This window comes from Flavobacterium sp. 83, assembly GCF_000744835.1.
Taxonomy (GTDB): Bacteria; Bacteroidota; Bacteroidia; order Flavobacteriales; family Flavobacteriaceae; genus Flavobacterium.
In genome coordinates this window covers 2,138,536-2,152,686 of the sequence record NZ_JQMS01000001.1, presented here as the reverse complement: position 1 = coordinate 2,152,686, position 14,151 = coordinate 2,138,536, and the positions used below count along the sequence as shown (strand labels likewise).

The window sequence follows — 14,151 nt, the reverse complement described above, 5'->3', positions numbered from 1 at the left end:
GGTAGTAGTATTAAAAAAAATCAAATACTTTATTGATAGACCTTTATATAATCTACCACAAAATTTTGCGGAAAAATAGTATCATCAACTTTAGGTCCTCCAAAATTCCCTCCAATAGCCATATTAATAATAAAATAAAACGGTTGATTGAAAGGCCAAGTATTCTCATCTTTATTGACCGGATTGAAAGTATAAACTAATAGGTCATCTACATAAAAGTCCATTTTATCCTTTGACCAATCTATCGCAAACACATGAAAACCTTTTTCAATATCCGGAAATTTTGTTTTCTTGGTATTAATGCTATTTCCATGACTATCTTGCGTATGCAAAGTGGTAAAAACCATATGCGGTTCCCTGCCGATATATTCTAAGATATCAATTTCACCACTTTTAGGCCAACCAACTTCACTAATATTAGAACCTAACATCCAAAAAGCTGGCCATATACCATAACCAACCGGTAATTTAGCTCTTGCTTCAAAACGGCCATATTGAAACTCTTTCTTGCTTTTTGTCGTTATTCGTGTTGAAGTGTATTGATTCCCTTCTTTCTTAGCTGTGATAACCAGTTTACCGTTGACCAATTTATGATTTTTATCCGTGTACAGTTGTCTTTCGTTATTTCCCCAACCACAATTAGGACAGCCATCACCGATTTCAATATTCCAGTATTCTTTGTTTAAAGTCTTCCCGTTAAAATTTTCCTCCCAAACCAGTTTCCTTTTTGTTTGTTGTGCTAAACAAAAATTCCCTATCAACAATAGTATTAAAATTTTCTTCATTTTGATTTAATTAGAATATTGAAAATTACTCTGAATAGTTTTTGCGGAACTTCCGCCTACAAATACATTAAAATCTCCTGGTTCAGCCTCCCATTTTAATTTGGCAGTAAAGAATTCAATTGTTTTCTCATCAATCGTAAAAGTAACTTCTTTAATTTCATTAGGCTGCAATTCTATCATTTCAAAGCCTTTAAGTTCTTTAATCGGGCGCGTTATACTTCCAATTAAATCACGAATATACAATTGAACCACTTCTTTCCCTGAAACCTTTCCTGCATTTTTTACTTTAATTGAAACTTCAATTTTTCCGTTTTTCGAAAAAGAACTATTGCTTAATTTCAAATCAGAATATTCGAATTTTGAGTAACTCAATCCGTAACCAAATGGATATAATGGTGTATTTTTTTCATCAATGTAATGTGACCAAAAAACACTTTCTGGTTCATTCATAACTGGTCTTCCCGTATTTTTATAATTGTAATAAATAGGAACCTGTCCCACATTTCTAGGAAAAGTCATTGGTAATTTCCCGCTTGGATTATAATCTCCGTACAAAACTTGTGCAATGGCATTACCGCTTTGCGTTCCTAATTGCCAAGCTTCTACAATAGCCGGAATATTTTCATCAGCCCATGGAATTGCTAACGGACGACCATTATTTAAAACCAAAACAATATTAGGATTAACAGTATAAATAGCTTCTAATAATTCCTGTTGTACACCAGGCAAACCTAAATCAGCTCTACTCCTGCCTTCTCCGGATTGTAATCCGTGTTCACCAAGTACCATCACCACTACATCGGCTTTTTTTGCAACGGCAATTGCTTCTGCAAAACCACTCTTGTCCGTCATGTTGATTTTAGTCTTCCAAATAAATTGTGTTCTACCTACTGCTACATCTGCTCCCTTTGCATAAGTCAATTGGTTTCCTTTATACTTTTGCAATCCTTCCAGAACTGAAACGGCAGAATTATCGTCGGCCGCTATTCTCCAACTTCCTAATGGACTAGTTTTATCATTAGCTAATGCGCCAATTAACGCGATTTTTTGCCCTGTTTTTTTAAGTGGAAGTAATTCCTTTTCATTTTTTAGCAAGACAATTGATTTTTTTGCCATATCCAAAACACCTTGTTGGAATTCAGCTTTTCCAACAGTTTCTTTCTCGCGGGATTCATCACAATATTTATATGGATTATCAAATAACCCCAACTCAAATTTTACTTTCAAAATTCTTTTTGCAGCATCATCAATAACAATTTCTTTTACTTTTCCTTCCTTAACCAATGTAACCAAATGCTCTACATAAGCACTGGATTCCATATCCATGTCTGATCCAGCATTGATTGCTATTTCAGCTGCTTGTTTGCTGTCTTTAGCGTAACCGTGTGAAATCATTTCGTTTATAGAACCCCAGTCCGAAACAACAAAACCATCAAATTTCCAGTCGCCTTTTAATATTTGTCTTTGCAAATAAGGGCTTCCAGTTGCGGGAATTCCATTCAATTCATTAAAGGAATTCATAAAAGTCCGCACTCCGGCATCAACAGCTGCCTTAAAAGGTGGAAAAATAGTATTCTGTAAAGTAGTTTCACTCACGTCGACTGTATTGTAATCTCTTCCTGCTTCCGCAAAAGCATAACCTGCGAAATGTTTGGCACAAGCCAAAATAGTATTAGTAGCGGCTAAATCATCGCCTTGAAAACCTTTTACACGGGCTACTGCAATTTTACTTCCTAAATATGGATCTTCACCTGCACCCTCCATAACTCTTCCCCAACGGGCATCGCGAGCAATATCAACCATGGGTGCAAAAGTCCAATTTAACCCAACTGCGGCAGCTTCCTCGGCTGCAATTGCGGCGGATTTTCTAATCGCTTCCATGTCCCAACTTGCAGATTCTGCTAATGGAATTGGACTGATGGTTTTATAGCCATGAATGACATCAAAACCAAAAAGCAAAGGAATTCCCAATCGGGTTCCTTCAACAGCGATTTTTTGCAACGCTTTTACATCTTTAACCCCCTTTACATTAAGCATAGAACCCACTAATCCCTTTTTGAGGTCATCATATTTTTTTGCTGCTTGACCTTCTTTTGGAGATGGTCCAGTAATATCCCAAAACCCATTGTATTGGTTAAGCTGTCCTACTTTTTCAGCTAAAGTCATTAGCTTCAAAACGGAATCAGCTCTTCTTTCCAAAACATTTTCTTTAGAAAAAGCACTTAAGGGTTGGTTAATTTTTTTACTACAACTAAAAATAGTAATGGTTATAATTGCAAACGATGTATATACAAACGTATTCTTCATTAGTTTGATTTTTTATTAAATTATTAAAAAACACGAAGGCCAGTAAAAGAACTGACCTTCTTGTTTTCACAATTTATAATTAATTTATTGATATACTCTCACATAATCAATCTCCATAGAAGATTGTGTAAAGGCAGAGTCAATGGCACCTCCAAAAGTTCCACCCATTGCAACGTTTAAAATTAAGAAAAAATCTTTATTAAAAGGCAAAGAACTCGTATTTAATACCGTATGAAACAGTTTGTCATCTACATAAATATTAACTGAGGCAGGACTCCAAATGGCTTTGTACACATGAAACTCCGTAGCAGAGTTTGTAATTGTTGTAGTCTTTCCATCTGCACTGCCTCCAGAATGCCCAGGATAATGAAGCGTTCCATAAATAACATTAGGCTGATTTCCTTTTTGTTCCATTATGTCTATTTCTCCGCAACCTGGCCATGAATTTGTTGCGTAATCCTGACCCAACATCCAAATAGCCGGCCATGTTCCTGCTCCAGCAGGTAATTTAGCTCTAACTTCAATTTTACCGTATGTAAATTCAAATTTATTTTCAGATTTCAATCTTGTAGAAGTAAAACCTGACCCTACTTTTTTAGCCGTTATTTTTAAATTTCCACCTTGGACAATTACATTCTCTGCTACATTGGTATACGTTTGCTCTTCACTATTTCCCCAACCACCGGCACCAAGGTCATAGGCCCATTTAGCAGAATCTGGTGCACCATCAACATCAAACTCGTCAGACCATTTCAAAACAGTATAGTCTACAGCCGGAGTTGTTGTTCCTCCTGGAGGAGTAGTCGTAAATACATGATACCACGCTAAAAACGTATTTCCAGGCATTACTGCTCTTACTACCATACGATTCTCAGTAATTGATAAGATTTCATAAGAACTAGCTCCCACAAAATAGCCCATAAAACCACCATCAGTAATATTTATCATTGTACCTCTGGTTTGAGTAAGATGATCTGGATTCATAGTCACAAAAGACTCTGAAGGACTTAGCGTAGCAATTTTATCACCTGCTGTATTTAAGTCATAACAGGCATCATCACCACCTTTAATGGCACCATTGTAAAATGTAGAGCCTTGGTTGTCTAAATTAAATTTTAATTGGTCTCCTGCCAAAGAAAAAGTCATAACACTATTGTATAAGCATGTAGCTGATTTTTCATTAGGAGCTGCTGCATAAAAATCTGGGTAATAATTTTTTGTTCCAAAAACAGGATCAGACCACGGAACATTTGGACCAACTCCTAAATGTCCTTTTTCTGTTTGTGCCCAATACCATTTTTTAGAAGTTCCTCCCGTTAAAAACTTTACAGCTTCCTCATCTTTAAAACTACTAAAAACAGTCACTTCAAGAGTAGTGTTAGAGGTAATACCGGCTTTACCAGAAGCCAAAACTGTTACTGTGTAAGTGTTGACACCCGGCTTAGTAAATGTTTTTACAAAATTTCCGCTAGGAGCATTTGTTGAAGTTCCATCACTAAAAACATATTTGTACGAAATAGCATTATCTGCAACAGTAGTAAATTTTATTTTCCCAGATCCATCTCCGTTTGGAGCAAGGGCTGTTTTACCTAAAATTTCGGCAGTAACCTTAAGATTTGATGGCGTATCTATTGTACCAAAAGAGAAATTATCTTCCTGACAATTTACCATCAAAAGAAGGACAAAAATGGATACTATATTTATTATTATTTTTTTCATTTTCAGTTTTTTTAATTGGATTGTTTAATGTCATCAAAGTAATAGGTATCACCAGTACCGTTAACTCCAAAATCAGGAAAAAGAATTACCCTATCGTAAGGAATACTTGTACTGAATACTCCATAAGTAGTAAGATCAAATGTCAATGTTTGCCAAGCATTAGCAACTGTTGTTAGCGCCTGAACTTCGACAAAAACAGTTGGATTTCCATTACCGTCTTTTGGTGATTTAGAATTTTCAATTTTCAATAATATTTTCGAACCCACTTTAGGCGACCAGACATTTACAGATACTTTTGTACCTTTTGAAAAGTCAATCGCGCTATCTAAATTTAGACTGGCACCTGCCCAAACCTGAGCGCCTGCCGTTTTTGTAATTTCAACAGCCTTGTTCGATAAATTAATTCCTGTTTTTTTAGGATTATTAACTACAGCTGCCGGAATTCCTGCATAATTTGCATCTCCAAAACCAATCCAAGGATATGTTAACAAACTAGATTCAAAATCTAATGGTAATACAGTTGATTGCGTCGGGTCTTTATAAAAATAAATATTATCAATAAATACTGTGCCTGCAGCCCAAGGCGTCCCTACAAATTTTAATTGGAAGATATCAGCAACTGTCAATCCTTGACTTGTAAATGCTGAAATTGGTATATCAATACTCGTCCATTGATTAGCAGTAAGGTCTTTGGTAACTGGTTTTTCACCATTTGATTTACTAATCAGAGAAGTTTCAATTTTTGCTACATCTGCAGTCCAAACATCCATATGAAGGTACTTCATACCAGAAACATTGATTGTAACACCATCAGCCAACTGAATTCCTTGGTAGCTCAATTTAATGTATTGCAACATTTTATCTCCATTTATATCAGCTTCAGCCCAGCTACTGCCTTGACCTCCTTGCCCCCAATCTGGAAAATAATTTGTTCCTGCTACATTACTGTATTTGGCACTGTAAATAGAAATCACATCTGATGCTATTCTATTTGCCGGTTCTGGCGCAGATGCAGTTGGTTTATTAATAGCCGTAACTTTAAAATCTACCGTATACTGAGTCGTTTTGATGGCAGCACTTTTGGATACTATTCGTATGGTGTATGTACCGGCATCTTTATAAACATAAGATATTGACTCTCCATTGTTGACTGCTATAGGATCTGTTTTACCAGGTTCACCAAAATACACATCATAAAACAATGCAAAATCTGCTGTAGCTTTAACATTCACTTTTTTTGAAGTTACTAAGTCGTTTTCTATTAAAACGACTAAATTTTCAGGTGATCTGAAAGAAACTACAACCTCCTGAACAACTTCGGTTCGCTTTCCATTGATTGTAGTTCCTATTATTTTTGCTTGGTAAACTCCTTCGGCATATTTATGTGTGGTAGTTTCTCCAGGATTAACATAGGCCGGTGCAACGGTAGCATCTCCAAAATAAATTTCATATCGAGTAACTCCCTCACCTCGTGGCAAAAAAGTTACATTTCCTGAATTATTTTGTGTCACTGTAGTCAAAGCTGAAATATTTGTTGGTGCACCTACTGCATCCAAATTGACTTCATTACTGTCGCTAGAACACCCCAAAAGGATTGTTAAAGCAAAAAGACTTATTATTAATTTTAATTTTTTCATAATACTGTTTTTTAATATCCAGGGTTTTGTTGCCAATTTCCGTTTGAGAATTGAATTTCTTCGATTGGAATAGGGAATAATTCATTTTTTCCAACTTTAAATCCTTCAATTTCTTGTGCTGCTTTTCCAATTCTCACTAAATCGAAGAAACGATGACCTTCGCCAACTAATTCTATCCTTCTTTCGGCCCATATAAAATCAGTTAATGCATCTCCAGATGAAGTTATTCTGTGGTTTTGATCTCCAAATGCTCTATCGCGTACCTGATTTAAATAACCTCTTGCCTTTGCATCGTCAATTTTTCCTCGGTTATAAGCTTCGGCAGCCATCAAAAGAACATCAGCATAACGTATGGCTCTATAATTATTAGGATTAGTCAAATTTCTGTCCCCTTGAGCATTTGCATTTCGTATTCTTGGAATATATTTTCTATTATAATATCCGGTATGCTCGTTCCCTTTGCTAAATGTTGCTCCTGTACTTGCAGCCCAAGCTTCAATATCCAAAATCGCCACTGCTTTTCTATTATCTCCTGCTTCAAAAGCATTTACAATTTTTTGAGTAGGAACGTTAAAGCTAAAACCTGATGTAAATAAGGTTCCTGTGTAATCTCTTGGTCCATTGAAACCTATAGCGATATTACCTTCACTACATTGGAAACATCCAAAACCAGCACCTTCAACATCTGTATATTGCACTTCAAAAACAGATTCTGCTCCGTTTTCTCCAGCATCTTCAAAAATTGAATTATAGTCTGTTACTAATGAATAAGAAGAGGTTGAAATCAAACTTTCAAAAGTAGTTGCTGCTTGTGCAAATTTGTTTTGGTACAAATAGGCTTTCCCAAGTAATGCTAAAGCAGCCCCCTTAGTAGCTCTCCCTTTTTGTGAAGCAACTGGAGCTAAATTCTGAGATGCATAAATTAAATCTGCTTCGATTGAAGCATATACATCAGCAACTGAAGAGCGTGGAATTGTTTTTTCCTCTCCAAGTTTGAATCGGGCATCTCCTTTCATTGGAATTCCACCAAACCATTTTACCAATTCAAACTGGTAATACGCTCTAAGAAAACGAGCTTCAGCAATAACTTGGCTTTTGCCTTCAAAATCTATTTTATCTTTAAATTCAAGAACATAATTAGCTCTTTGAACTCCTGCAAACATCCAATCCCATAAATTTTTAAGTTGGGCATTGACCGGAGTATGAATCATATCGTCAATTTGCTGATATCCTATAACATCAGTTGCATTTCCTCCTCCCGCAAGTGTATTATCAGAGGCAATTTCTCCCATCAAAGAATTGATAAAAGTGGATTGCAACATATCATAAGCTGCAATTAGCGCATTGTCATAATCAGTTTTAGAATTAAAATAATTCTCAGAATCGATAGAATAAACTGGATCGCGATTAACAAATTCATCCGTACAGGAAATAAATACTGTAGAAAAAATTGTGATGCTTGCTAGTGTAATAAATATGTACTTTTTCATTTTAATTCAAATTAAAAATTAATGTTTAAACCTAACAAATAGGTTCTTGGGATAGGGTAAAAACCATAATCGATTCCACCACCAATTGGCGCTCCGTTTGAAGCTCCCGGATCATACCCTTTATATTTTGTGAAAGTGTACAAGTTATTTACTCCCGTGTATAGTCTTAATTTAGTTATTCCTGCTTTTTCAGAATATTTTGAATTCAGTGTATATCCTAATTGTATATTCTGTATTCTTAAATAGGAGGCATCTTCAACAAAGTAATTAGAGAAAACAGTATTTGCCGTTGAACTTGTCGTAACTCTTGGAACTGAATTACTAGTTCCTGCTCCGGTCCATCTGTCTAAAACATATCTAAAATGATTTGCATCAGTAACATCTCTTTCATAATTTCTTACCATATCATTTCCAACAGATGCAAATGTGTATGCAGAAAAATCGAGGTTTTTATAATTTAATTGTAAGTTGAAACCCATTGTAGCATTTGGAATTGGATCACCAATATTAGTTCTGTCTTTTACATCAATTACTCCGTCTCCATTTACATCAACGTAACGTATATCACCTGGTGAAGCATTTGCGCCCAAGGCTATTTGAGAAGGATGTGCATCAACTTCTGTTTGATTTTGAAAAATTCCATCTGTTTTATATCCATAAAAATAACCTATTGGTTGCCCTACTTCCATTCTTGATGGCGCTAGTTGGCCTACGCCAAAAGATCCTCCTTCAATAAATCCTGTTCCGTTGTTTACTTCTAACACTTTATTTTTCAAAAGAGTTACATTATACCCTACACTCATAGAGAAATATTCAGATATTTTTTCTTTGTAGTCTATTGAAAATTCAACTCCAGAGTTCCTTACCGTCCCCGCGTTAACTGTTGGAGCACTTGCTCCAGGAGCAGAAGTTCCATTGATTCCTGAAACTGGAATATTCGGGATTAATAAATCTTTTCTAGTGTCAATAAAATAATCGGTTACGATTGAAAGTTTATTATTTAATAATTTCATGTCTAAACCAACATCAAATTTCTTTGCCTCTTCCCATTTCAAATCTGGATTAGGAATTTGTCCTGTGGCAGTCCCATTGACTAAAACCCCATTAAAAACATAGGTTGCTTCTCCGGATAATAAACCAACATAGCCGTTGTTAGGAATTTGATCGTTACCCAAAGTCCCATAACTTCCTCTCAATTTTAAGAAATTTATAAATTTTGAATCTCCATAGAAACCTTCGTCAGAAAGCACCCAACCTGCAGTAAAAGACGGAAAATAACCTACTTTATTCCCTGGACCAAATTTTGTTGAAGCATCACGTCTTAACATTGCAGAGAAAAGATATTTCCCTTTGTAATCATATTGCATTCTTCCGAAGTAGGAAAGTCTTCTTTCATCATAACCATAAGAACTATTCGTTTTAACATTTAATATTCCCGTTGTCAAGGAAATATCAGCATAATCCCAAGAGTTATTTGGCACATCATATCCCGTTGCAAACAAACCATTGCCCCATTCTTTGAAAATTGTATTACCAATAGTTGCCACAAAATTGTGGTTTTCAGCAATTTTTTTAGTGTAGGTTCCAAAAACGTCAAATGAATAATTATTGTCATTTACAGCTCCTTGAGAAACAGAACTTCTTGCTACATCAAATACTTTTCCACCATAATTAACTTGTTTAGCAAAACTTCTTGATTTACTGTTAGAAGTATTGAATCCCATGTTACTGGAAACTACAAATCCTTTAAAAAGTTTATACTCTAAACCAAAATTTCCATTTAATTTTTTGAAATTATAATCGTTGTAAGTATTTGCAATCTGAGCCAATGGATTGATAATTTCTATCCCTAAACCTGTAGTAGGAGCTAAGGTAAAATCCCCATTAGCATCATAAGGACTAAGAGTTGAAGGAATATTCAGTGCATTAAAAAGAACTGAAGCTAAGCCATTCTCGTTCAAAGATTTTCTATCAAAATAAGTATAGATAACATTTGTTTTTAATTTCAATTTATCAGTTACGTCCGCTCCTAAAGATATTCTGGCCGTATTTCTTAAAAAACCTGATTTACTTTGACCTACAATTCCTTCTTGATCTAAATGAGACCCACTTACTGCATAAGTAACTTTGTCTGAACCACCAGAAATTGACATATCATGGCTAATAATAGGAACTCCTGTACTGAAAACTTCATTCTGCCAATTCGTCCCTTTTCCAAAACCTGTTGCATTGGGGTAAGGAAGTGCTTTTCCGCCATTAGCATAACTTTCATTTAATAATAAAGCATATTCGGTTGCATTCAATGTTGGTAGAGTTCTGGAAGTTTCCTGAAATCCAGTATACGAATTTATCGATATTTTAGCTTTAGCATTCTTTTTCCCTGATTTAGTAGTGATTAAAATAACGCCATTAGCACCAATAGTTCCATAAATAGCAGCTTGAGCGTCTTTTAAGACAGTAATCGATTCTACATCATTAGGATTTAACAAACTCAATTCACCAACATATCCATCTATAATAGTGGTTGGTCTATTTTCACCATTTGTAGCAATACCTCTAATACGTATGTCTAATGCTGCACCAGGAGCTCCTGAAGTTGTTGTTACATTTACTCCAGAAACGGTTCCTTGTAAAGCTTGTTCAATTTTTACAGGTTTCAGAATTTCTAACGTTTTACTGTCAACAACTGAAACAGCACCAGTAACTTCTCTTTTCTTTTGACTACCATAACCTATTACAACAACTTCATCTAAAACTTTAGAATCTGCTTGCAATGAGATTGTAATATTTGTAGTACTTGATGTAACTTTATATTCAAAATTTTTAAATCCTAAATAAGAAAAAACTAGCGTCGATCCAGATGAAATTCCTTTTAGGGAAAATTTACCATCCATATCTGTTGCTGTTCCTTTAGTAGTATTCTTAATTTGAATATTAACACTAGGTATTGGTAAACCAGAACCTGCTTCTTTTACAACACCTCCTACATCATACCCCTGGGCATGAGCAAAAGCCGAGAGAAAAAGAAAAATAATTAATAGATAGTTTGACTTCATAATTTATGTTTTTTGTGAAATATAAATTTAGAAGTAAGAAGTAATAATAAATTAAAAGTAACCTCAACAAAAAACATACACTGCAAAAAAAAGCGTGTTAATTTTATAATAGTTAAAAAAAGGCAAGAATTTAGGATAAAATTAAGAGTATCGTATTTCCTTTAAATTATAAAAAAAAGTAACGAAAACGTAAATGTTGTGGCAATGTATAGTTATTCTCTTATGGTTTATGAAAAACTATACAGCCAAAATATACTCAACAAGACCTTGTTCATGCGACAAATCCATCTTTTTACGCAAACGATATCTTTTTATTTCAACACTACGTACTGAAATATTCAATAATGGAGCTACTTCTTTTGAAGAAAGATTCAGCCTCAAATAAGCACAAAGTCTCAAGTCGTTTGGAGTCAATAAAGGATGCGCTATTTTTATTTTCTTTAGAAAGTCTTTATCTGCGTTATCAAAAGCTTCCTTAAAAACACTCCAAGTATCATCCTCAGTAATGTTTTTATTAATGGTAGATATAACTGATTTAATATTTCGGTTTCCATCATCAGTAGTTTTCTTTAAATCCTCTTTGATAAAGGCTAACAATTCATTTTTACTATTTAAACTCATTGTAGAAACAGCTAATTCTCTGCTTTTAGTATCCACATCCTGAGAAAGCTGCTCGTTCCTTACTCTCATTATCTCTTGCTCATTTTCGAGCTCTTTAATTTCCAATAAAAGATTATTTTCCTCAATGAGTTTTTCTTTTTGTTTTTGGTAATAATCTTTATAGGTTTTGTGTATAAATCGTGCTAAAACAAGACTCAAAATTATATATATCAAAATAGCCAAATTTGTTTCATACCAAGGTTTTAGTATCGAAAAGGAATAAGTGGCAGTATTTTCCAGAACTGAATTTGAAAATTTAGACCTCACTTTAAACACATAATCTCCTGGAGGTAAGTTTTTAAAATTTACAGTTGTCTTTGCACTCCATTCACTCCAATCATCTTGAAATCCTTCCAACAAATACTGATATTCAGCATTAATGTATTTATTAAATTCTGGAACCGTATAATTGAATGTTATATTATTTTGATCATATTTAAAAGTTCCTGCTTCCTGAATAGAAGTATCTTGAGAACTTTCATTCAACTTATTTATTGCAATATTTGAGATAGAAACCTTATAATTTTTAAAACTCAAATCATTAATATTCATGGTATAATACCCATCAGTCGTTCCAATAAGATAATCAGAATTTGAGATTTGAGTTATATTTTCAAATCCCGACATGGAATTAGTCAAAGAAGCAGGAATAGGAATTACGTTTTGTTTTAGTTGGTTACTCAATTTGCTTAATGAGAAATAATGAATATAATTTTTAGAAAACAACCATATTTTATTCGAATTATCAACTATCAATTTACCTGATGTATATTCATCTTTTTCAAAAACTGAACTCAACAAACTATCCTTTACAAATTGTTTTGTTTTATTATTCAACTTGAAAATACCGTCTTTACAGGCATAGTAAATCGTATTATTAAATTTTGTTAAGCTGGCGTTTTTCCCTTTTTTTGGCTGTTCATACGTAGTAAAAGGCTCAGTTTTCATCAATTTATCATCCAATAGTAATCTAAAAACCCCTTTGTATTCATGACTCACATATACCTCAAATGAATTAGTAATTTCAAAATATCTTGCAGAATAATCAAACCCAGTTATTTTATTTCTAAAACGCCACTGATTATTAACCTTTTCTAATACTGAAATTCCAGAATAATTTCCTTGAAGCAAAAGGTCTTTCCTGTTAGGGACAGTTTCAAATTTCCAAGTGCCTGATTTTGGAAATATATTTCTTGCAGTAACATTTTCTATAACAAATGTCCCTGAATCATGACCACAAAACAACGTCCCTTCGTATTCAAATAAAGACCAAACTTGACCTTTTGTACCATTTATAAATTTAAACCCTTCGTCGCTTTGATAATCTTTATAAAACAATCCTTGGTTTGTTCCAATATATACTTTTCCATTAAACAATTTAGAAGTATATACTGTTCCTAAAATGCCGGTATCATCAACATAGTTTTTAATAGGTGACTGAAGATTTATACAATTAATACCGTTATCCAGACCTACCCATAGATTTTTATCTGCATCTTCAAAAAGAGATAAAGCAGTATTATTACTCAATCCTTTATTTTGAGAAATATGATACTTCATTTTACCTTCTTTTGTCAATATATAAATACCATTGGATACTGTACCAATAGCGAAGCTTCCATCAGAAAGTAATTGACTGCTGTAAACACTATTAGCCATCATCTCCAAATCAGCATCAGTTGAGAACTTAGAGAGATTTGTTTCTATTAGTTTATAGAAACCATTCAATTGCGTTTGAATTAGTAGCCCTTCATCGGTACCAAAGACATTGACAATTCTATTACTTTTTAAAATTGGATTATTAGAAACCAATCGGGCTTTTCCACTTTCAATTTCAAAAAGACCTTCGTTAATAGTTTGAAAATATATCGAGTTTTTGGTTCTGAAAGATTTGGTAATTTTATTATTAGGTGCAATTATTTTAAAATTCCTTGTTTTGGTATCATATATATATATTCTGTCCAATGATTGAAAAATCACCCATTGATCGTAATTTAATATGTTCCAAAACTGTTCATCATCTAAAATATATTTTTTTATAGTATTACTAAGGGAAGTATATTTTAGCTTGCCATTGGCCAGCCTGTTCCAAAAACCAAATTCCATATAACTACCTGTGTAGACTTTATTTCCAATAACTTTTACGGAACGTAATATGGTTTCGTTTGGTGATGGATACAATTCCCAATAAGATCCATTGAACTCTAAAAGTCCTTCATTATTAGCAAAGAAAACATAATGTTGTTGGTCTTGTGATATCATCCAATTTTGATTCCCTGCTCCATAACTAGTTGGCGCATATTTTACAATTGGAGGTAACTCTTGTGAAAAAACAGAGGAACATATCAAAAAGACTACAATACAAAATTTGCTTCTCATTTGGAAAATGGTATTAATTCATTGTAAAACTAGAACTAAAAAGATAAAATTTTTATCAAAATAAAATATTTTAACTATACAATCATAAAAAACAATATTATGTGCTTACTTTTCAAAT

At 33.8% G+C, this 14,151-nt stretch carries 7 protein-coding genes; all 7 read right to left on the bottom strand.

What is annotated here, in order from left to right; all coding sequences use genetic code 11:
* Positions 1–29 precede the first annotated feature (29 nt).
* The 7 genes from T410_RS09445 to T410_RS09415 all read right to left on the bottom strand — a co-directional run bounded on the left by T410_RS09445 (position 30) and on the right by T410_RS09415 (position 14,033).
* Positions 30–785 (bottom strand): family 16 glycosylhydrolase, encoded by a 756-nt coding sequence (locus T410_RS09445; protein ID WP_035670936.1) that lies wholly within the window; start codon positions 783–785, stop codon positions 30–32.
* Between the two features lie 6 nt (positions 786–791).
* Positions 792–3,092 carry a beta-glucosidase BglX gene (bglX, locus tag T410_RS09440; protein ID WP_035670933.1) on the bottom strand — a complete coding sequence of 767 codons (2,301 nt, stop codon included), beginning with the start codon at positions 3,090–3,092 and terminating at the stop codon, positions 792–794.
* An 84-nt stretch (positions 3,093–3,176) separates the two neighbouring features.
* Complete coding sequence (locus T410_RS09435) at positions 3,177–4,811, bottom strand: family 16 glycosylhydrolase (protein ID WP_035670930.1); 1,635 nt, start codon at positions 4,809–4,811, stop codon at positions 3,177–3,179.
* 11 nt (positions 4,812–4,822) lie between these two features.
* Positions 4,823–6,448: a hypothetical protein gene (locus T410_RS09430; protein ID WP_035670927.1), complete on the bottom strand. Its 1,626-nt coding sequence runs from the start codon at positions 6,446–6,448 to the stop codon at positions 4,823–4,825.
* 11 nt (positions 6,449–6,459) lie between these two features.
* Positions 6,460–7,938: a RagB/SusD family nutrient uptake outer membrane protein gene (locus T410_RS09425; protein WP_035670923.1), complete on the bottom strand. Its 1,479-nt coding sequence runs from the start codon at positions 7,936–7,938 to the stop codon at positions 6,460–6,462.
* Positions 7,939–7,949: 11 nt separating this feature from the next.
* Positions 7,950–10,994, bottom strand: a complete 3,045-nt coding sequence (locus tag T410_RS09420; RefSeq protein WP_035670921.1) for a TonB-dependent receptor — start codon at positions 10,992–10,994, stop codon at positions 7,950–7,952.
* Between the two features lie 237 nt (positions 10,995–11,231).
* Positions 11,232–14,033 (bottom strand): triple tyrosine motif-containing protein, encoded by a 2,802-nt coding sequence (locus T410_RS09415; protein WP_035670919.1) that lies wholly within the window; start codon positions 14,031–14,033, stop codon positions 11,232–11,234.
* Between the last annotated feature and the right edge of the window lie 118 nt (positions 14,034–14,151).